The following is a 20,266-nucleotide window of genomic DNA, read 5'->3' on the forward strand; positions in this document are numbered from 1 at the left end:
CCCCGTCATTCCGAGATCGCGGCGTTGTGGAAGACATCCTGCACGTCGTCCAGGTCCTCGATGACGTCGAGCAGGCGCTGCATGCGCGCGCCCTCCTCGCCCGCGAGTTCGATGGTGTTCTCGGCGCGCATGGTCACTTCGGCCAGTTCCGGCACCAGGCCGGCGGCTTCCAGGGCGTTCTTCACGGCCTCGAAGTCGGCCACGGCCGTCAGCACCTCGATCGCACCGTCCTCGCCCGTCAGGACGTCCTCGGCGCCGGCCTCGAGCGCGACCTCCATGACCTTGTCCTCGTCGGTGCCCGGGGCGAACACCAGCTGTCCGCAGTGCTTGAACTGGAACGACACCGAGCCTTCGGTGCCCATGTTGCCGCCGTACTTGCTGAAGGCATGGCGCACCTCGGCCACGGTGCGCACGCGGTTGTCGGTCATGGTGTCGACGATGATCGCCGCCCCGCCGATGCCGTAGCCTTCGTAGCGGATCTCCTCGTAGCTCACGCCTTCGAGGTTGCCGGTGGCCTTGTCGATGTTGCGCTTGACGGTGTCGGCGGGCAGGTTGACGGCCTTGGCCTTCTCCACCGCCAGCCGCAGCCGCGGATTGGCACTCAGGTCGCCGCCGCCCGTGCGCGCGGCCACGGTGATCTCGCGGATCGCGCGGGTCCAGAGCTTGCCGCGCTTCTCGTCCTGGCGTCCTTTCCGGTGCTGGATGTTCGCCCATTTGCTGTGTCCGGCCATGGCTCTCTCTTCTCGCTGTCAGATGTTTCTAAACCTGAGGGGAGTTTACTGTCCGGCCCGGCGGACCGTGGCGGTCGCCAGGAGGCCGGTCGCATTGGCGATAATCCACCGGCCCGATGTGGGTAATCGGACCATCGCGCGTCCACCCGCACCACCCGGTTCGAAAAAAAGGAATCTTCCATGTCGATGCAGGAGCCCCAATGAGCGCACGTGACCTGACGCTGCCCCCACTGCGCATCGAGCGGTTGTCGCTGGACGACGGCCTCGCCCTGTCGGCCGGTGGCGCGGCGCCTTTCGGCGGACTGGGCTACGGCACGCCCGACGACCTGCCCTGGATGCCGATGGTGAACGCCCGGGTGCTGTCCGAGCGGGGACCGATGGCCGACATCTGGCACGCCGAGCGCGCGGTGCGCTCGGGCATGACCGGCGTGGTGCGCTGGCGCACCGACGGCCACTGGGTGCTGGGGGCCATCGACCTCGACGAATCGGACGGGCACCCGGGCCTCGCGCACCTGTCGCAACTCGCCTACCGCGACCTGTTCAGGACGCTGCAGGACACCGGCTGCCCGCACCTGCAGCGCATCTGGAACTACCTGCCCCAGATCAACGGGGACGGCGGCGGGATGGAGCGTTATCGCCAGTTCAACATGGGTCGCCAGCAGGCCTTCCTCGACGCCGGCCAGGCCGCGTTCGACGGTGCCCCGGCAGCCTGCGCGCTGGGCATCCGCCAGGGCGCGCTGTGCGTGCGCTTCCTCGCCGGCCCGGTCGCGCCGGTGCCGGTGGAAAACCCGCGCCAGGTCTCGGCCTACCGCTACCCGGAGACCTACGGCCCGCGCGCGCCCACCTTCTCGCGCGCCGCCCTCGCCGCGCTCGGTGGCGGCGATGTCGCGCTGTTCATCTCCGGCACCGCCAGCATCGTCGGCCACGAGACCGTGCACCCGGGGGACGTGCGCGCGCAGACGCACGAGACGCTGCGCAACCTCGCGGCCGTGATCGCCGCGGCCAACGTCCGCACCAGCGCCGTCTTCGAGCGGTCGCGGCTGGAGGCCGTGGTGTACGTGCGCCACGTGGCGGACGCACCGGTGGTGCGGGAGGTACTGGACGAGGTCCTGGGTGCCGGCGCGCACACCGTGCGCCACGCCGTCTACCTCGAGGCCGACATCTGTCGCCAGGACCTCCTCGTGGAGATCGAGGCGCATGCCACCGCGCCCGGGACGCTGGGCGCCCCATGACCGGGGAACGCGACCGCGCGCCCGCGCCGCGACGCGGCGGCGCGTCGCGATGACGCACCTGCCCGGCGCGCTGCGCCAGGCGGCCCGGCTGCTGCTGGCGGTGCCGCTCTATGTGCTGCTGTCGGTCCTGGGCGTCGCGTCGCTGGGATGGAATCTGGTCGCCCTGGTCCTGCGCCCGCTGCTCTCGCCCGAGCGCGGACGAGCGGTCGGGCGCTGGACGATCGCCTTCGCCTACCGCGTCTTCTGGGCCACCGCCTCCGCCTGCGGGATGATGCGCATCGACACGGGCTGCCTCGACGCCCTCCGCGAGGAGCGCGGACTGATCCTCGCGGCCAACCACCCCACCATGCTCGATGCCCTGCTGATGGTGGCACGGCTGCCGCGCAGCGCCTGCATCATGAAGGCCGGACTGACGAGGAACGTCTTCATCGGCGCCGGCGCGCGCCTGGCGCACTACATCAGCAACGACTCGGCCCACAGCATGGTGCGGCTGGCCGTGGAGGACCTGCGCCGCGGCGGCCAGCTGGTCATCTTTCCGGAGGCCACGCGCACCGTCGAGTCGCCGCTCAACCCCTTCCGCCCCGGTCTCACCCTGATCGCCAAGCTGGCGCAGGCGCCGATCCAGACCGTCTTCATCGAGACCGACTCGCCCTACCTCGGCAAGGGCTGGCCGCTGTGGCGCGTGCCGCCGCTGCCGTTGGTCTTCACGCTGCGCCTCGGCCAGCGCTTCGCACCGGCGCAGGACAGCGCGGCACTGCTGCAGCAGGTCGAACACCATTTCCGCCACACCATGGAGCCGCGCTCCCCCGAAGCGCTACCCGAATGCCAGCCCCTTCGCGCACCCACCTCGTCCTGATCCCGAGCTACAACACCGGCGAACGTCTCTTCTCGACCGTGCGCGAGGCCCGGGCCCGCTGGAGCCCGGTCTGGGTCGTGGTCGACGGCAGCACCGACGGCACCGGCGAGCGTCTGCGCGCGCAGGCCGAGGGCGATCCCGGCCTGCGCGTGGTGGCACTGCCGCGGAACCAGGGCAAGGGCGCGGCCGTGCTGCACGGTTTGCGTCTTGCCCGCGAGGCCGGCTTCACGCATGCGCTCACCATGGACTCCGACGGCCAGCATCCCGCCGCGCTGATTCCCGATTTCATGCGCGCCTCGCAGGCGCGTCCGGACGTCATGGTGCTCGGCCGGCCGGTCTTCGATGCCAGCGCGCCGCTCCTGCGGGTGCGCGGCCGCAAGGTCTCCAACGGCTGGGCCAACCTGGAGACGCTATGGGCCGGCATCGGCGATTCGCTCTACGGCTTTCGGATCTATCCGATTCCGCCGCTGATCCACGTCATGGAACGCCAACCCTGGATGCGCCGCTTCGACTTCGACCCCGAAGCCGTGGTGCGCCTGGTCTGGCGCGGCGTGAAGCCGCTCAATCTCGACGCGCCGGTCAGGTACCTCAGCGCCGCCGAGGGTGGCGTCTCCCACTTCGACTACGTGCGCGACAACGTGCTGCTCAGCTGGATGCATGCCCGCCTGATGGCCGAATTCCTGCTGCGGCTGCCCCTGCTCGTGACGCGGCGGCTGCGCCGCCTGCCGCCGTTCCAGCGTTGAACGCCGCCCGATCGCCCTGGGCCGCGGAGATCGCCCTGCGCATGCGGCGGCATTTCGTCCTGAAGTTCATCGGCACCACCGCTTTCACGTGCCTGTTCTTCGTCGGCTATTTCCACCTGCTGCGCCATCCGGGGGGCAGCGTGACGGTCATGCCGCTGACCGTCGTCGACGGGTGGATCGCGTTTCGTCCCGAGGCGCTCCCCGCCTACCTCTCGCTGTGGCTCTACGTCGGCTTCGGTCCCGGACTGCAGCGCGACCTCGCCGCGCTGCTGGCATACGCGGCGTGGATCGTCGCGATGTGCGCCACCGGCCTCCTGCTGTTCTATCTCTGGCCGACGGCCATCCCGCCGCCGGACGTCGACGCCTCGGGCTTTCCCGGCTTCGCGCTGCTCCAGGGCGTGGACGCGGCGGGCAACGCGTGCCCGTCGATGCACGTGGCCGCGGCGATGTTCACGGTGCTGCGCGTCGCCGAGATCCTGCGCGTCGCGGCGGCCCCGGCGACCCTGCGCGTCCTCAACGTCGCGTGGTTCCTCGCCATCGCCTGGTCGACACTGGCCACCCGCCAGCACGTCGCGCTCGATGCCCTGGCCGGGGCACTGCTGGGGCTGGCCTTCGCCCTGCCCTCGATGCGCTGGCGGCCCGTCGACGGCGCCCCTGCGCGGCGGCGGATTCGACGCGTGCCGTCGATATCATCGAATCCGGCTCAAAAAACGGAAGCACACACACCATGAGTTCGCTGAAGGCATTGCAGGACCTCATCCACGAGAAATACGACATCCCGATGTCCGAGCTCGATCCCGAAGCATCGATGCGCGACAAGGGCCTCGACTCGCTGGCACTGGCCGAATTCATCTTCGCGGTCGAGGACCATTTCCACGTCGTGGTGCCCGACGACGATCCGTCGATCATGTCGCTGGGCGGCCTGGCGACGGTGGTCGACCGGCTGCTGGCCGAGAAGGCCGCGAAGGGGGCCGCCACGGGGAACGTAACGCCGGCCGGGATCGCGGCGACATCGGACGCATCGGACGCATCGGCGACGACGCGGACCACCGCGCCAGGCGCCGACACCGCCGACGCGGCCGGCGCCGACCCGAAGACGTCGAGCCACGCATGACCCCGCGAGAGGCCGTCGCCGTGACCGGCCTGGGCGTCGCCGCGCCGCATGGCGACGATCCGGCGCGACTGTTCGAGGCACTGTCACGGGGCGAGTCGGCCCTGCGGCCGGTGTTCGCCGACGAAATGCCCCGGCCCGCCGCCGCCGCGACGGTCGACTTCGACGTCCGGCGCTGGTTCACCAAGCTTCAACTCCCCGGCGTCGACCGCGTCAGCCAGCTCGCCGTCGCGGCGTCGAGCCTGGCGATGGCCGACGCGGGGCTGCCGGCGGGCACGCCGCACGGCCTCGATGCCACGCGCATCGGCGTGTTCGTCGGATGCGGCATGGGCGGCGCCACGGCGCTGGAGACCGCCTACCGCGGCGGCGCCCGCGTGCCGCCGCTGACCATTCCGGCCTTCATGCCCAACGCGCCCGCCGCCCACGTCGCGCTGCGCCACGGCGTGCACGGCCCGGTGCTGAGCTACTCGGTGGCGTGCGCCTCGTCGTCCATCGCCATCGCCGAGGCCGCCAAGGCGGTGCGCTGCGGCGATGTCGACCTCGCCATCGCCGGCGGCGCCGAGGCGCTGATCGTGCCGGGCGTGGTCCTGGCGTGGCAGGCGATGCAGACGCTCGCGGGCTTCGCCCCGGGCGAAGCCGCGCGGGCGGTGCGTCCGTTCGCCGCCGAGCGCAGCGGCTTCGCGCTCGGCGAGGGCGCGGCGTTCCTGATCCTGGAATCCACCGCGCACGCCGCCGCGCGCGGCGCGCGCCGCTACGCCACGCTGGCGGGCTGGGGCGCGAGCTGCGACGCCACCCACCTCACCAAGCCCGACGCGGCCGGCCAGGCCCGCGCCCTGCGCGCGGCGCTCGCCTCGGCGGGCCTCGCCCCGCGCGACGTCGGCTACTGCAACGCCCACGGCACCGCGACGCGCATCGGCGACGCCGTGGAGGCCGAAGCGCTGGCCGAGGTGTGGGGCGCCGACATCGACCGTCTGCGCGTGAGTTCCACCAAGGCGCTGCACGGCCACCTGCTGGGGGCGGCCGGCGCGCTGGAGGCGCTGGTCACCGTGTTGGCCCTGCACCGCGGCGAATTGCCGCCCAACGCCCATTGCGAGACGGTGGACCCGGCGATTCCCCTGAACCTGGTGCGCGACACCGGCCACGCGGCGCCCGGGCTGCGCGCGGCGATCAGCAGTTCGTTCGCCTTCGGCGGCAGCAATTCGGTGCTGGCCTTCACGCGGCCCGCATGAGGCGCTCCGGGGCCCGCGCGCCGCGCCCGCCGGCGACCGGCCGGTGTCGCGGCCACCGCCACCGTGTCATGCCCGCGCCCATGTTCGTGCTCGTGCTCGCGGCCCTGGCGTCCGGCGGCGGCGTGCCGACGACCGCGCACGCGACGTCGATGCCGTCGCAGTGCCTCGACACGGCGGTGCTGCCCGCCCCGCCTCGCGCGATCGCCATGGCGCGGGCGGCGCTCGAGGAGCACGCCCGGTTCGGCGGTCCGGCACTGGACGCCGAGGGCCGGATGGTGCGCGCCGGCGTCTCGGAGGCCGAGGACGCCTTTCCGGGACGCCGACGGATGCTGGCCGCCGCGCCGTGGGAACGCGTGCTCGGCTACTGGGGGGCGCTCGACGAGGGCGACGGCAGCGCGTCCGGGCTGCCCGACCTGGTGCGCTTCGGCGCCCTGCGTCCGGCCTCGCGCCGGCTGCTGCGGCAGGCGCTGGACCAGGCCACGGCGCCCCGCCTGCGCGGTCTCGGCGCCGCTCCGGGGCAGGGACTCGAATCGTCGGAACTGCGCGCGCTCGGCACGGCGCTCGACCGCGTCGCCGTCATGGACACGCCCTGGTCGGCCGCCTTCGTCAGCTGGCTCGCGCGCGAGGCCGGCTGGGACGCGGACGAGTTCGCGTTCTCCGAGGCGCACGCCGACTATGCCGGCGCCGCGTGGCAGGCCACCGTCGCGGAGGCCGACGGGCGACCCGTGCGCGCCGCCCTGCGCGCCTGCAACCTGACGTCGACCACGCCGCGCGTCGGCGACCTGGTCTGCCAGACCCGTGGCGCCGGCGCGGCGCTGACGGATTTCGAGGCGCTGGGCCGGGTACTCGCCGGGCGCGCGACCGGTGGCCAGGCCGTGCCGATGCATTGCGACGTCGTGACCGCCGTGGACGCCACCGGCTTCGACGCCGTGGGGGGCAACGTGCTGCAGTCCGTCACGCGGCGTCGGCTGGCGTTCGCGCCGGGCACCGGACGGCTCGATCCGAGCTACCTGCCGGCCGGTTGCGAGGCCGGGGCGCCGGGCTGCGTCGACCGCCACCTGAGTCGGCAGCCCTGGTCGCTGCTGCTGCAGTGGCGTTGAGGGATCGCGCCGCTTGACCCCGCTGCCATGGGACTTACCCTGGTACGTAGTAAGCTGAAAGGCTTCATGTATCGAGGTTGAAAGGGGTGGGTGGCATGTCGGTCGTTTGCGAGGCTTGCAAGACGTCCAATCGCGCCACGGCGATGTTCTGCATCGGCTGCGCGGGTCGCCTGCCCGCGTTCGTCGCGACGGGGCCATCGGCGCTGGAGGCCATGGGCGTGTCGCCGTCGGCGCCGCGCCGGGAGCGCGCGGTGCCGCGCCGTGAGGCACCGACGCGCACCGGGGCGCCCCTGGGCTGGTGGACCTGCGGCCTGGCGGCGTCGGCGGTGCTCGCCGCCGCCTTCGCCTGGCAGGTCCTCGGCGGGCGCGCGGACCCGGCCGCTCCGGCCACCGGGACCGTGGCCTCGGCCCGGGCCCAGGCCGAGGCGCCGCCGTCGCCACGGGAGTGGCTGGACACGGCCGAGGAACTCGTCGAGCGGGTCGCGCCACGCACGGCCGTCGTCGCGCCCGCGCTGACGCCGCTCGTGCCGGCGCCTCTGGCGCGCAACGACATCGGCCCCGATGCACCGGCGCGCGTCGTCGCGGCCTTCTACGGCGCGCTGGCCGCCGGTGACGGCAAGGCGGCGGCGGCGGTCGTCACGCCGGCCAAGCGCGACGTCGGCCGTTTCTCCGAGGCGGGCATGACGCAGTTCTACGGCTCGTTCAGCGAGCCGCTGTCGGTGCGTTCGATCCGCCAGATCGACGCCCACGCGGTGGAGGCGCGCTACACCTACCGCGCCACGCGGACGGTCTGCGAGGGCGTCGCCCTGGTGCGGACCGAGCGGATCGCGCAGCAGACGGTGATCCGCAGCATCAGCGCCAACTGCTGAGCCGCCTCAGATCATTCCACCGTTGATCGAGATCACCTGGCCGGTGATGTAGGCGGCGTCGGGACCGGCGAGGAACGCGGTCAGCGCGGCCACCTCGTCGGGCGTGCCGGCGCGCTTCATCGGCACCATCTGCTGGATCACCGCCGGATCGAAGACGGCATCGGCCATGGGCGAGGCGATGATGCCCGGCGCGATGGCGTTGACCGTGACGCCGCGCGAGGCCACCTCCAGCGACAGCGCCTTGGTCGCGCTGTTGAGCGCGCCCTTGGCCGCGGCGTAGTTGACCTGGCCGCGGTTGCCGGTGAGCGAGGCGACCGAGGAGATGTTCAGGACGCGGCCCCAGCGCGTGCGCATCATCGGCAGCAGCAGCGGCTGGGTGACGCGGAAAAAGCCGTTGAGCGAGACGTCGATCACCTTGTGCCACTGCTCGGGACGCATGCCGGGCATCACGGCGTCGTCGTGCACACCGGCGTTGTTGACCACGATCTGCACCGGCCCGCCCGCGAGCATGGCGGCGCAGCCGGCGGCCGTCGCCTCGTCGCTGCGCAGGTCGAACACGTGGCACTCGGCCGTGCCGCCGTCCGCCCGGATGGCTTCGGCCAGCGCCTCGACCGCGTCCGGGCGGGAACTGGCGTGCAGCAGGAGGGAGGCGCCGTCGCGGGCGAGGCGTCGGGCGATGGCGGTGCCGAGCGCGCCGCTGGCGCCGGTGACGAGGGCGCGTTTGCCGGTGAGGGTCATGGGTCGGGAGTCCGGTGGACGGTGGAGGATGGCCGGTCGCGCGCGCCGCCGTGGCGGCCGCTCATTTCGGGGTGGAAGGATCGGGGACGGCCCGGTTGAGCACGACGACGGCCCGGCCTTCGCCCAGGGAACGGTCGTCCGCGTCCCGGACGACGAACGCGTAGAGGATCTGCTGGGCATCGCCGGAGAGCCGGCGGGCATGGACGTGCAGTTCGCCCGCGACGTCGTCGAAGCGCGCGACGGCGAAGCGCACGTTGCGCGCGCTCGCCAGGAAGCCCGCCGAGGGCGCCGCGTCCGGCGGCGCGAGCAGGCCGCCGTGCAGCGCCATCGCCTGCGCCGCGTACTCGATCAGGTTGGACGCCAGCAGGCCGCTGGCCGTGCGCAGCGGGTTGTCGGCATCCGCGTGGCTCGTCGCGGTGCAGTGGATGGCCTCGGCGTCCCAGGCGCGCAGGCCGTCGAGCAGGCACATCGTGCCGCTGTGGGGGATGCGGCGGGCGATGCCGATGCGGTCGAGGGTCTGGGGCTGGAACGGGGCGGAGGTCATGTCGGGCGCGGCGCGGACGCGCCGTGGGCGGTGGCGGGAAGGTCGGCGACGAGCAGCACGTTGGCGAACGGCGTGCCCTCGCTCATGGGCACGCTCTGGACCGTGAATCCCAGGCCCGCGAGCAGCGCCTTCCATTCGGGCAGGGTGCGCCCCCAGGTCGGCGAGACGCGGTGGCCGCGCACGCGCGTGACGGTGCGGTCGACCCACTGGCTGACCGCGAAGCCGCGCGGGCTCGACGCGTCGCCGATGCGCAGCAGCAGCCGGCCGCCCGGGGCGAGCGCGTCGCGCACCCGGCGCAGCACGCCCGCCTGCGCGGCCGGGTCGACGTAGTGCAGGACGTCCAGGATCACCACCAGGTCGCAGGCCGGCAGCACGGCCGTGCGCATGTCGGTGCACACGAGGGTGGGTGGCGGCCGGAGCGCCCGCAGCGACGCCTGGGCGCGCGCCACGTCCTTGGGCATGAGTTCGATGCCGGTGTAGTCGACGCGCGGAGGCGTCGGGGTCCAGCGGGTCGGCCACCGGCCTTGGGCCTGCATGGCCGCGGCCACCGACAACAGGCTGGCGATCAGGCTCTGGCCGCTGCCGATGTCGACCACCCGCGCACGCTGCGCGCCGATCAGGCCGCGCTCGATCAGGCTGCGGAACACCGGGTCGCGCCCGAGCTTGCCGCGCGCGAAGTGCCAGGCGAAGCGGCCCCCCTGGCGGTACGGCGCCGTCGCCTCGTCGTGCAGGTGGTGCCAGGCCGCGTCGGCCGTGGGCGGCGGCGCGGCGCCGGCAGCGGCGGCCGTGGGTGGCGGTGCGTCGACCTTCATTCGGAGAGTCCCTGGGTCAAGGTGACGGCGCGCAGGCCGTCGTTGTCGAAGCGTTCGAACAGGCGCGGCAGCACGTCGAGCACCACCGCCCGGCCCTGCGCGGTGCGCGCGGCGTTGCCGTCGTGCAGCAGCAGGATGTCGCCGGGCGCGAGGTCGCGCGTCAGGCGCGCCAGCACGCGGCCCGGATCGCGCTCGCGCGTGTCGAAGCCGCGCCGCGTCCAGCTCACCAGCACGAGGCCGAGCCGGTGCAGCACCGGCGCGAGGAACGGATTGCGCAGCCCGGCCGGCGCCCGGAAGCAGTGCGGCGTCTCGCCGGTGATGCCGGCGAGCATCGCCTGCGCGCGCGCGATCTCGGCCGTGTAGCGGCGCGGGCCGAGGAACGAGAAGTCGTGGCGATGGCGCGCGGTGTGGTTCTGCACGCTGTGGCCGCGCGCGACGATCTCGCGCGCGAGCCCCGGGTGCGCGGCGGCGCGTTCGGCGATACAGAAGAAGGTGGCGCGCTGGCCGTGGGCGTCCAGCAGGTCGAGCACGCGCGGCGTGACCTCGGGGTCGGGGCCGTCGTCGATGGTCAGGGCCACCTCGCGGCGTGCCGCGGCGGCCGCGGGCAGCCGCGTGACGTTGGCCCCCAGCCAGCGGCTGCGCGGCGTGAGGCCGACGCCCGTGATGAGGACGTGGTTGAGCGCCACCGCGCCCAGCGCCCACGGCGCCGCGCCCGGCACCCAGGCGGCGGCGCCGAGCGCGGCGACGTGCAGGCCGGCGCTGGCGGTCACCAGGCGCGGCAGCGGCCAGCGCCCGGGCGGCGGAGCGCCGGCGTGGGCGTCGACGTGGGCGGGGGTCCGGGACGCAGTCATGGGGCGCCGCGAGGCAGGGGATCGAGCACCGCGGAGCGGCGCGCGAACGCGGCCGACAACAGCAGCGCCAGCAGCGCGCCCGGCGCCACCACCCGCCCGATGGCCGACAGCGCCGGGATGTCGGAGATCGCGATCAGCCCGAAGGACACGACGGTGGTCAGGTTGGCCAGCATGAGCGAGGCCAGCGTGTCCTCGTCGGCGCGGCCGGTGACCTGCAGCTGGTCGAAGAACAGCGCGTAGTTGGAGCCGACCGCCACGATCAGCAGCAGCCCCACCAGGTGCAGGATGCCCAGCGGCACCTGCAGCGCGGCCATGCCGCCGAGCGTCAGCACCACCGCCAGCAGCAGCGGCTGGCACACGGCGACCAGCCGCCTGAGCGAGCGCAGGTAGAGCCCCAACAGCACGACCACCGCCGTCGCGCCCAGCATCACCTGCACGAAGGCCTCGTGCAGGTAGCGGTCGTACAGGCTGCCCAGTTCGCGGCCGATGTCGACCACCTGGACCTGCGGCAGCGGCGCCAGCGCGGCGGCGAGCCCGGCGGCGTCGAAGCGCTCGGTGGTGTGCAGGGCGATCAGCGAGGCCCAGCCGCCGCCGGGACGCTCGAACAGCAGCGCCCGCACGATCGGCGCCAGGGTGCCGTCGGCGAAGTCGGCCCGCGTGACCGGCGGCAGGACGCGTGCGGCCTCGACGGCGGCGACGAAGGGTTCCAGGCGCGCGGGCGCGAGCGGCAGGTCGGCGGCGGCCTCGGCCAGGCGCGCGCGCAGGGTCGCCGCGTCGGGCAGGCTGGCCAGGCGGTCGCGCTGCAGCGCCTCGCTCGGCAGCAGGCGCGCGACGCTCTCGTAGCCGGCCAGCCGGCCTTCGGCCACCAGCGCGTCGAGCTTCTCGCCGGCCGCCTCGGTGGCGCGCAGCGCGGCCTGCACGTCGTCGGCCTGGATCACCACCAGCGTGCCGCCGTCGCTCGCGCCGATGTCCGCGCGCAGGCCGGCGTCGAGGTCCTGCGCGGCCTGCGAGATCGGGCTCATCGACGACAGGTTGGCGCGCCACAGGTGGCCGCCCTGCCACACCATCAACCCCACCGCGCCGATGCCCAGCGCCACGAAGACCGGCCGCAGGCGGGGCAGCAACCGCACGATGGCGCCGGCGAGCTGCGCCATGCGGTGGCGCAGGCCCATCCCGCTGGCACCGTCGGGAGCGAGCATCGGCAGGCCGTGGCGCGTGACGAAGGCGGCGGCCACGAGGCCGGCGATGGAGAACACGCCGAGCTGCGCCAGCCCCGGGAAGCCCGAGAACAGCAGCGCGGCGAAGCCCACCACCGAGGTCAGCAGGCCGAGCCGCACGGTCGGCCAGTTGAGGTCGCGCCAGCGCTGCCAGCCGGTGCCGGGCACGGCCGCGCCGCGCGCCTGGATCAGGTAGTAGATGGCGTAGTCGACCGTCTCGCCGATCAGCGTGCTGCCGAAACCCATCGTCAGCCCGTGGACCGAGCCGAAGACCAGCGCCACGGCGGCGGTGCCGGCGACCACGCCGGTGAGCACCGGCAGCACCGCGACGACGAGCGCGCGCGGCGAGGCGAACGCCGCCAGCAGCAGCGCGCCCATCACCAGGGCACCGACCACGGCCAAGTGGACGGCCTCGCCCTTGATCTTGTCGCGGCTCTGCACCGAGAACACCGGTGCGCCGCTCAGCAGCAGCCTCGGGGCCGTGGCGGACGCGGTGCCGGCCGCCGACGCCGCGCCGGTCGTGGCGACGATGCGGTCGAACTCGGCCTGGACGCGCGCCACCGCCGCCGCCTGCGCGTCGATGTCGCTGCCCGAGGCCCGGGTGGTGGCCAGCAGCAGCGCGCGTGGCGCGGTGCGCGAGACCCACACGCCCTCCTCCGTGCGCGGCGAGGTCGCCGGGATCAGCACCTCGGCCACGCGCGCGGTCTCGCCGGTCGGATCGCGCTCGAACAGCGGCCGCATCAGGTTGCCCGCCGGCGTGCCGAGCAGCGAGATGGTGTCGCCGATCGCATCGCGCAGGCCGTCGGCGGTGAAGCGCGCGGGCGACACGTCCGGCGAGAGCTGGTAGCGGCGGTCGAAGACGAAGGTGCCGGCGTCCTGCCAGTCGGTGGTGTCGCCGTTCTGCACCTGTTCGTAGAGGCCGCTGGCGCGCATCGCCTTGCCCAGGGCGCGCGAGACGTCCGCGCGCTGTGCCGCGCCGGTGCCGCCCTCCACCGCCGCCATCAGCGTGCGCGAGGCGACGCCGCTCTGCAGCTGCTCGATCAGCACCCGCTGACGCGCGTCGGGATTGGCCGGCAGGAACGCCGACAGATCGGCGCTGAAGGGCGTGCGCGCGACGACCGCCGCACCGGCGACCAGGGCCGCCACCCACAGCAGCAGGACGAGGGCGCGGCGCCAGCCGCCCGGGCCCTGGCCGGACGTCGGGGACGGCACGCGCGAACCGGCCGGCCGGCTCATCGGTTGGGCGAGATGGTCATGACCGAGCGGTCGCCGCCGCGGAACTCCATCTCCACGCCCAGGACCTCGCCACCGCGTCCGCTCAGGCGGAAGCCGTCGACCTGCTGCGCCAGGCGGGCGTCGACCGGCGCGAGGTCGAGCGTCCACTGCGCGGCGCTGCCGTCCAGCCGGGGCTTGAAGTAGCGCTCCAGCACGGTGGCGTTGCCCGCCAGCGTGGCCCGCATCGCCTCGACCAGGCCCAGCAGCTCGGGCACGCTGTCGAGGGTCATGCTGCGCGTGCGGCCGCCGCGCGTGAGGGTCAGGTTGTTGCCGTCGACGGCCATGGTCTCGGCGCGCGGCGAGGTCGTGCGGCGCACCAGCCGGTCGGGCGCGGTGAAGCTCAGGGTGCCGCTGGCGTTGAGCGGGCCGTCGAAGCCGCGCACTTGCCGCTGCTCGACGAAGCGCGCCTCCGCGTGCGTCTGCCGGGCCAGCAGCGCCATCAGCTCGGGCAGGTCGAAGGCCCACGCCGGGGCCGCCGCCGCCAGCCACAGGAGGCCGGCGACCACGGCGCACCGGGTGCCGCGGCGCGCGCGCCGCATCGGGTCAAGCCGCGTCTTCGAGCCAGAAATCATGGAAGTTGAACCAGTTGTAGGGATGGGCGCGGCACAGGGATTCGAGGCGCGCGACATAGGCTTCGATGGCCGCGCGGATGCGTCGTTCCCGCTCGGCCGGGTCCTTCACGCGTTCGCTGAAGTCGGCCAGCGGCTCGAACGTCACATCGTAGCGGGCGCCGCCCCGGTGGACGCCGGCCATGAAGAACACCTTGCGCCGCAGCAGCGCCGCGAGCCGGAACGGACCGTCGTTGAAAGCCGCCGTGCGACCGAGGAACGGCAGCATCACCGTGCCGCCGCGGTGCTCGCGCGGCGCGGGCACCGACGCCGCGTCGTCGGCCGGCAGCGTGCGGTCGGCCAGCATGCCGCCCAGGCCGCCCCCGTCGAGCCAGTCGCGCAGCGCCAGCATGGACTGCGGCTGACCCAGCGCGATGACGTGCGGACGCATCGCCGGCACGCTGATCGCGTCCAGCACGGCGGCGATGCGCCGGGCGTTGCTGGTGAACATCAGCATCGCCACGCGCAACGCCTCCTGATCGGCGCTCTGCTGCCTGCAGGCGCCCAGCGCCTCGAAACTGCCGAAATGCGCGCCGATCAGGAAGGCGCCGTTTCCGGCGACGGCCTCGGCCTCCACCGGCGGATGACCGGCCACGCGCACGTCGAACAGGTCGAGCCGTCCGCGCAGCAGGTAGACCCGGTCGAGCAGCGTCGAGGCGAAGGTGTGGAACAGCCGGTAGGCGTCGGTCCAGCCCGCCCCGGGCCCGATGGCGCGGCCCAGGTAGCGGCGCACGTGCCGGCGCGACGACGGCGCGAAGACCATGAAATACGCGCACACCGGCGGCAGCAGCCAGCGCGTGACGCGGCGCCCGAAGGTCAGCGCGATCCAGCACATGAAACGCAGCGCGAGCATGTTGCTGCGCTCGGGCCTGCGGGTCCAGTCGCCCGCCACCTGGTCCATCAGCGTGCCTCTGCCGGCGCCGGTGCCGGCGCGACCCAGCGTCCGCTGGCGGCCACCACCTCGCCCTGGCGGACCTCGAAGCGCACGCCGCGCCCCGCGCCGGCTTCGGGCAGCAGCTCGACGAGCAGTTCGGCGCCGGGGCGCACCGGCGCGAGGAACTTGACGGCGGCGAGCGCCGGTGTCGGCCCCAGCCGCGCGACCATGGCCGGCACGCGCCGCAGGACCTCGCTCACCTCGGCCACCAGCAGCGCGCCGGGCAGCAGCGGCTGGCCCGGGAAATGCCCCGCGAAGGCCGGATGGTCGACCGGCACCGTGTGCGTGACGCGCACGGGCGTGTCGTCGCCGGCGAGCTGCGCGAGCGCGAACTCGCGCAGCGCGCGCGTCGTCAGCTTGCCCGTGCCCTCGCGCGGCAGCGACGCCACGTGGACCACGCGCCGCGGCACGAACACCGACTCGACGCGCTGGCGCAGCGCCGCGACCACCGCCGCCGCGTCCAGCGTCGGCGCCACCACGAAGGCCACGGGGCGCACCACGCCGTCGGCCTGCTCGTCGGGCAGCCAGAAGGCGCCGTCTTCCATGCCCGGGATGCTGTTGAGGTGGTAGTTCAGGTGGCCGAGCGAGCTGCGTTTGCCGGCCACGTGGATCAGGTCGTTGGAACGCCCGAGGAGGCGGAAGCGCCGGTCGTCCAGCAGCTCCAGCACGTCGGCCATCGGCGTGGGCTCGGGAATGAAGTCGCCTTCGAAGACGAAGCGCTCGGTGGCCCCGTCCCCCGCCGGACCGTCCGGCACGGCCGCCACGGGCTCGGCGCGCACGCGGATCTCGCCGAAGTTCTTCCAGACCTCGCTGACCGTGGGTCGCCGCGCGGCGACCTGGCCGGACTCGGTGCTGCCGTAGATCTCCACCAGCACGCCGCCCAGGGCGTCCTCGGCCTGCGCGGCGAGCTGCGGCGACAGCGGCGCGGTGGCCGACAGGATCAGGTCCACCGGCGGCAGCGCGATGCCCGCCAGCAGCAAGGTCTTCAGATGGAACGGCGTGGTGACCAGGGCGCGCGGCCGGGGCACCGAGGCCAGCGCCGCGGCGATGTCGGCCGGAAAGAACGGCCGGCCGCTGTCGAAGGCGGCGCCGCCCAGGAGCGCCAGCAGCGCCGAGGATTCGAGGCCGTAGCTGTGCTGCACCGGCACGGTCGCCACCAGCGTGAGTTCGGCGAGCGAAGGTCGCCCGATGCACGCCGCGAGACGGCCCACGGCGGCGGCGACGTCGCCGCACAGCGTGGCCCAGCGCTTGGCATGGGGCTGCGGCACGCCGGTGGAGCCCGACGTCAGCAGGCTGACGGCGTGCAGGTCGCCCGGGACGAGGGGCACCGGCGCGCCGGGCGCGGCGCCCTCGCCCGCGGTCGACACCTTCGCGCCGCCGGCCCCGGCCGCGCCGAACGGCACCAGCACGCGCGACAGGCCGGGCGTCTGCAGCGACGGCTCGTCGGTCAGCACGACCAGGTCGCCATGGGACTGGCGAAGGCGCGCGAGCGTGTCGGCGCGGGCGTCGGGGGGCAGCAGGCTGGGCTGGCCGCGCACCAGGGCGGCCCCCAGCGCGACGGCGAAGGCATAGCGGTCGTTGCACAGGTTGACGACCGGGCCGCCCGCGGGCATGCGCGCGGCGAGACCGGCGGCGAGCCAGTCGACGTCCTTCAGGTAGGTGTGGCCGGTCACGGGCTCGCCGGCGCACCAGGCCAGGGGCGCATCGAGGTCGCGCACGGCCAGCAGCGGCAGCATCGACGGGAGGGACGGGGAGGAGGAAGAGGAAGGAAGAAGGGATTCGTTCGACATGGCCGGGCCTCTGCGGGTTCTGCGGGTGCTAGCGCGCTGGACGGAAGGATCTGGGCGGAATGGAAAACGGAGCGTGGCGCACCGGCGCCCCGAAGGCGTCCGGTCGCCGGGCTCAGGGCTTGGCCGGCGGCTCCGCGACCGAGGACACGCCGTAGAACGCGCGCACCGCATCGATCATGCGGGTGCGCTGGAATTCAGGATGGATGCGATGGCGCACCAGGTGCTCGCCCACGAACAGCACGCCGACCAGGACCGGGCTGACGACGTTGGCCAGCAGCGACCAGGCCGCGAACGGCAACCACAGGTACACCGCGATCGACGCCACGGCCGTCAGCGCGAAGTAGCCGGTCCAGACCCAGGTGACCTGGCGCGTGTACTCGCGCAGTCCGGGTTCCATGCGCTGGACGCGGCTCGCGAATTCGCCGATCAGCGACAGCCGGTCCCCGCGCAGCGTGCCGCCGAACCAGCCGCCCAGCACCGCGTTGATGCTGAAATGCTGCAGCACGTAGAGCCGGTCGGGGTCGCCCACCGCGCCGCGCGCGATCAGCCAGAACGCGATCCCGCCGGCCACGGCCGCCACCGCCACGCCCAGGCCGCCGAAGCGCGCGCCGCCCAGTCCGAGGGCCGTCAGCCACAGCGGCCCCAGCAGCACCGCCATGGCCCACGGCGCATGCGGATGGAACACCATCATCCAGTGCGACACGCCGGCATAGGCGATCCCCGCCAGCAGCATCGAGGCCAGACGCCAGCGCGACATGCGTCAGTCCCGCGCCCGCGGGCGCCGACCCTCCCGCGCGTGCGGACGGGTCATTCAGGCGGTCGCGCCGCGGTGCTGCTCGACGTGGGTGGCGAGCGTGCGCAGCGACTGGAAGATCTGCTGGTTGCGCTCGTCGTCCGAGCGCAGCTGGAAGCCGTAGCGGCGCGACACCTCGAGCGCCACTTCCAGGATGTCGATCGAATCCAGACCCAGCCCCTCGCCGTAGAGCGGCGCGTCGGGATCGACGTCGGCGGCGGCGACCTCGAGGTTGAGCGAGTCGACAAGCAGCACGGCGAGCTCGTGCTCCAGGGGCGTCTGCCCGGCGGCGGCACCGCCGACGGCGGGAACGGAAGGGGGGATCGATGACACGCGGCGGACTCCTGAAAACGATGGCGCGGGTGACCCGCGAGGGCGGCGAATTATAGGAGGCCGGTTTGGCTAGACTGCCCGCTCCCGACCACTCCGGAGCCCCCATGCCCGAACCGCTTGCGCTCGCCCGACACGGCACGACCGAATGCTTCCTGCTGCCCGCGCTGGCCAACCGGCACGGGTTGATCACCGGGGCCACCGGGACCGGCAAGACGGTCACGCTGCAGACCCTCGCCGAGCGGCTGTCGGGCATCGGGGTGCCGGTGTTCATGGCCGACGTCAAGGGCGATCTCGCCGGCATCGGTCAGCCCGGCGCCATCGCCGGCAAGCTCGCCGCGACCCTGGCCGCGCGCGGCATCGCGCCGCCGGCGCCGCTCGCCTGCCCCGTCACGCTGTGGGACGTCTTCGGCGAGCAGGGCCACCCGGTGCGCGCCACGGTCTCCGACATGGGCCCCCTGCTGCTCGCGCGCATGCTCGACCTCAACGACACCCAGGCCGGCGTGCTCAACCTGGTCTTCCGCATCGCCGACGACCACGGGCTGCTGCTGCTCGATCTGAAGGACCTGCGCGCCATGCTGCGCCACGTGGGCGACAACGCGAGCGAGTTCACCACCGCCTACGGCAACGTCAGCGCCGCGAGCATCGGCGCGATCCAGCGCGGCCTGCTGCAGATCGAGAGCCAGGGCGGCGACCGCTTCTTCGGCGAGCCGATGCTCGACGTCCGCGACCTGCTGCAGACCGTCGACGGCCGGGGCGTGGTCAACGTGCTGGCCGCCGACCGGCTCATGAACGCGCCGCGCCTCTACGCCACCTTCCTCCTGTGGCTGCTGTCGGAGCTGTTCGAGCACCTGCCCGAGATCGGCGACCCCGACAAGCCCGTGCTGGCCTTCTTCTTCGACGAGGCGCACCTGCTGTTCAAGGACGCGCCCAAGGCGCTGGTCGAGCGCATCGAACTCGTCGTGCGGCTGGTCCGCTCCAAGGGCGTGGGCGTCTACTTCGTGACGCAGAACCCCCTGGACATCCCCGACACCGTGCTCGCGCAGCTCGGCAACCGCGTCCAGCACGCCCTGCGCGCCTTCACCCCGCGCGACCAGAAGGCCGTGAAGGCGGCGGCCTCGACGATGCGCCCGAATCCCGGGCTCGACCTGGAGGCCGTGATCACCGAGCTCGCCGTGGGCGAGGCGCTGGTCAGCCTGCTCGACGACCAGGGCCGCCCGAGCGTGACCGAGCGCGTGTACGTGCTGCCCCCGGGCAGCCGGATCGGGCCGGTCACGCCGGCCGAGCGCCAGGTGCTGCGGGACGGCTCGCTGGTCGCGGGCGTCTACGAGCAGGCCGTCGATCGCGAATCGGCGCACGAGAAACTGCAGGCGCGCGCGGCGAGCGCGCCGGCCGCGCCCGCGCCGGCCGGCCGCGGTGGTGCCGTGGCCGGAGGCGCGGCGCCGGCCACGCCGGAAGCCGCCGCCGGCGGCGGGCTCGCGGGCGGTCTCGGCGACCTGCTGTTCGGCCACACCGGCCCGCGCGGGGGTCGCCACGACGGCCTGGCGCAGACCATGGCGCGATCGGCCGTGCGGACCATCGGCAGCAGCGTCGGCCGCGAGATCCTGCGCGGCGTGCTCGGCGGCATCTTCGGCGGCAAGCAGCGACGTTGAGCGAGGCGCGTGCGGTGGCGCGCACCGGCGCCGGGGTCGGACGCGGCCCCGACCGGCGACGCCATCGATGCCGCGACCTCGCGTAGGCGAGTGCCGGCAATGGGCCAGCCCCCTGGAAACCGGCGCTCGCCGCCACTAGGATGCCAGCACAGACCAGCAGCCGCCTCGGTGGCGGCAACGATAGGTCTGGTTCATCTCCAAGGAAAGTTGTCACATGCAAGTCACCTCGCGTTTCCGCACGTTCGCCACCATCGCCGCCGTCGCGGCCTGCAGCGCCGCCTTCGTCGGCTGCACCACCACCCGTCCCGGCGACATGGGTTCGAACGCGTCGAGCCGTTCCTCGCTCGACGCCCAGGCCGATGCGGCCCTGTCCAAGCTGTACGCGACGGTGCCGGGTTCGCGTGAACTCGTCGCCAAGTCGCAGGGCGTGCTGGTGTTCCCGGCGGTCGTCGGCGCCAGCCTGGGCGTGGGTGCCGAGTACGGCCGCGGCGTGCTGCGCACGGCCGGTCGCACCCAGGCCTACTACAGCACCACGGCCGGCTCGATCGGCTTCCAGGCCGGCGCCCAGTCCAAGGCCGTGATCTACCTGTTCACCACGCAGGAGTCGCTCGCCAAGTTCCGCAACAGCAAGGGCTGGACCGCCGGTGCCGACGCCACCGTGGCCCTGGCCACGATCGGCGCCAACGGCTCGGTCGACACCAACACGGTCCGCCAGCCGGTCGTGGGCTTCGTGCTGACCAACGTCGGCCTGGAAGCCGGCGTGTCGGTCCAGGGCGCGAAGATCACCGAAATCTCGCTGTAAGCCGCGACGTCGTCCCGCTCCCGCGCGCCTTGCGCGGATGCAGGCGACC

The 20,266-nt window shown here is 73.7% G+C and carries 21 protein-coding genes; 10 read left to right on the top strand and 11 right to left on the bottom strand.

Annotated elements, in window-relative coordinates; all coding sequences use genetic code 11:
• Window positions 1–5 precede the first annotated feature (5 nt).
• Window positions 6–731, bottom strand: a complete 726-nt coding sequence (locus NF681_12115) for a YebC/PmpR family DNA-binding transcriptional regulator (GenBank protein ID UST53080.1) — start codon at window positions 729–731, stop codon at window positions 6–8.
• 200 nt (window positions 732–931) lie between these two features.
• Here NF681_12115 and NF681_12120 point away from each other — a divergent pair, with 200 nt between their 5' ends.
• The 8 genes from NF681_12120 to NF681_12155 all read left to right on the top strand — a co-directional run bounded on the left by NF681_12120 (window position 932) and on the right by NF681_12155 (window position 7,871).
• Window positions 932–1,963 (top strand): Rid family hydrolase, encoded by a 1,032-nt coding sequence (locus NF681_12120; protein ID UST53081.1) that lies wholly within the window; start codon window positions 932–934, stop codon window positions 1,961–1,963.
• 49 nt (window positions 1,964–2,012) lie between these two features.
• Window positions 2,013–2,819: a 1-acyl-sn-glycerol-3-phosphate acyltransferase gene (locus NF681_12125; protein UST53082.1), complete on the top strand. Its 807-nt coding sequence runs from the start codon at window positions 2,013–2,015 to the stop codon at window positions 2,817–2,819.
• Window positions 2,786–3,562 (top strand): glycosyltransferase family 2 protein, encoded by a 777-nt coding sequence (locus NF681_12130; protein ID UST53083.1) that lies wholly within the window; start codon window positions 2,786–2,788, stop codon window positions 3,560–3,562. Before NF681_12125 ends, NF681_12130 begins: the two co-directional genes overlap by 34 nt.
• Entirely contained in the window at window positions 3,559–4,293 is a 735-nt protein-coding gene (locus NF681_12135; GenBank protein ID UST53084.1) for a phosphatase PAP2 family protein, read from the top strand. Before NF681_12130 ends, NF681_12135 begins: the two co-directional genes overlap by 4 nt.
• Window positions 4,290–4,676 (top strand): phosphopantetheine-binding protein, encoded by a 387-nt coding sequence (locus tag NF681_12140; protein ID UST53085.1) that lies wholly within the window; start codon window positions 4,290–4,292, stop codon window positions 4,674–4,676. The genes NF681_12135 and NF681_12140 overlap by 4 nt, the downstream gene beginning before the upstream one ends.
• A complete protein-coding gene (locus tag NF681_12145) occupies window positions 4,673–5,902 on the top strand; it encodes a beta-ketoacyl-[acyl-carrier-protein] synthase family protein (protein ID UST53086.1) in 1,230 nt (409 codons plus the stop codon). The genes NF681_12140 and NF681_12145 overlap by 4 nt, the downstream gene beginning before the upstream one ends.
• A gap of 68 nt (window positions 5,903–5,970) precedes the next feature.
• Window positions 5,971–7,002, top strand: a complete 1,032-nt coding sequence (locus tag NF681_12150) for a DUF2272 domain-containing protein (protein ID UST53087.1) — start codon at window positions 5,971–5,973, stop codon at window positions 7,000–7,002.
• A 95-nt stretch (window positions 7,003–7,097) separates the two neighbouring features.
• The gene (locus tag NF681_12155; GenBank protein ID UST53088.1) at window positions 7,098–7,871 is read left to right on the top strand and encodes a hypothetical protein; all 774 of its coding nucleotides are present in this window, start codon (window positions 7,098–7,100) and stop codon (window positions 7,869–7,871) included.
• A 6-nt stretch (window positions 7,872–7,877) separates the two neighbouring features.
• Here the strand turns inward: NF681_12155 and fabG are convergent, their stop codons facing one another.
• The 10 genes from fabG to NF681_12205 all read right to left on the bottom strand — a co-directional run bounded on the left by fabG (window position 7,878) and on the right by NF681_12205 (window position 17,757).
• Window positions 7,878–8,609 carry a 3-oxoacyl-ACP reductase FabG gene (gene fabG, locus NF681_12160; protein UST53089.1) on the bottom strand — a complete coding sequence of 244 codons (732 nt, stop codon included), beginning with the start codon at window positions 8,607–8,609 and terminating at the stop codon, window positions 7,878–7,880.
• A gap of 61 nt (window positions 8,610–8,670) precedes the next feature.
• Window positions 8,671–9,153, bottom strand: coding sequence for a hydroxymyristoyl-ACP dehydratase (locus tag NF681_12165; protein UST53090.1), 483 nt, complete (start codon window positions 9,151–9,153; stop codon window positions 8,671–8,673).
• Window positions 9,150–9,965 (bottom strand): class I SAM-dependent methyltransferase, encoded by an 816-nt coding sequence (locus NF681_12170; protein UST53091.1) that lies wholly within the window; start codon window positions 9,963–9,965, stop codon window positions 9,150–9,152. Before NF681_12170 ends, NF681_12165 begins: the two co-directional genes overlap by 4 nt.
• A complete protein-coding gene (locus NF681_12175; protein UST53092.1) occupies window positions 9,962–10,816 on the bottom strand; it encodes a polysaccharide deacetylase family protein in 855 nt (284 codons plus the stop codon). The genes NF681_12170 and NF681_12175 overlap by 4 nt, the downstream gene beginning before the upstream one ends.
• Entirely contained in the window at window positions 10,813–13,269 is a 2,457-nt protein-coding gene (locus NF681_12180) for a transporter (protein UST53093.1), read from the bottom strand. Before NF681_12180 ends, NF681_12175 begins: the two co-directional genes overlap by 4 nt.
• Window positions 13,266–13,880, bottom strand: coding sequence for an outer membrane lipoprotein carrier protein LolA (locus NF681_12185; GenBank protein ID UST53094.1), 615 nt, complete (start codon window positions 13,878–13,880; stop codon window positions 13,266–13,268). The genes NF681_12180 and NF681_12185 overlap by 4 nt, the downstream gene beginning before the upstream one ends.
• A complete protein-coding gene (locus NF681_12190; protein ID UST53095.1) occupies window positions 13,852–14,817 on the bottom strand; it encodes an acyl-CoA synthetase in 966 nt (321 codons plus the stop codon). Before NF681_12190 ends, NF681_12185 begins: the two co-directional genes overlap by 29 nt.
• Window positions 14,817–16,640 (bottom strand): AMP-binding protein, encoded by a 1,824-nt coding sequence (locus NF681_12195; protein ID UST53096.1) that lies wholly within the window; start codon window positions 16,638–16,640, stop codon window positions 14,817–14,819. The genes NF681_12190 and NF681_12195 overlap by 1 nt, the downstream gene beginning before the upstream one ends.
• 112 nt (window positions 16,641–16,752) lie before the next feature.
• Window positions 16,753–17,397: a hypothetical protein gene (locus tag NF681_12200; GenBank protein ID UST53097.1), complete on the bottom strand. Its 645-nt coding sequence runs from the start codon at window positions 17,395–17,397 to the stop codon at window positions 16,753–16,755.
• A gap of 54 nt (window positions 17,398–17,451) precedes the next feature.
• Window positions 17,452–17,757: a phosphopantetheine-binding protein gene (locus tag NF681_12205; GenBank protein ID UST55756.1), complete on the bottom strand. Its 306-nt coding sequence runs from the start codon at window positions 17,755–17,757 to the stop codon at window positions 17,452–17,454.
• Window positions 17,758–17,870: 113 nt separating this feature from the next.
• Here NF681_12205 and NF681_12210 point away from each other — a divergent pair, with 113 nt between their 5' ends.
• Window positions 17,871–19,415, top strand: a complete 1,545-nt coding sequence (locus tag NF681_12210; protein UST53098.1) for a DUF853 domain-containing protein — start codon at window positions 17,871–17,873, stop codon at window positions 19,413–19,415.
• Between the two features lie 214 nt (window positions 19,416–19,629).
• A complete protein-coding gene (locus NF681_12215) occupies window positions 19,630–20,217 on the top strand; it encodes a YSC84-related protein (GenBank protein ID UST53099.1) in 588 nt (195 codons plus the stop codon).
• Window positions 20,218–20,266: the final 49 nt, after the last annotated feature.

It is taken from the genome of Comamonadaceae bacterium OTU4NAUVB1 (assembly GCA_024372625.1).
Taxonomy (GTDB): domain Bacteria; phylum Pseudomonadota; class Gammaproteobacteria; order Burkholderiales; family Burkholderiaceae_C; genus Variovorax.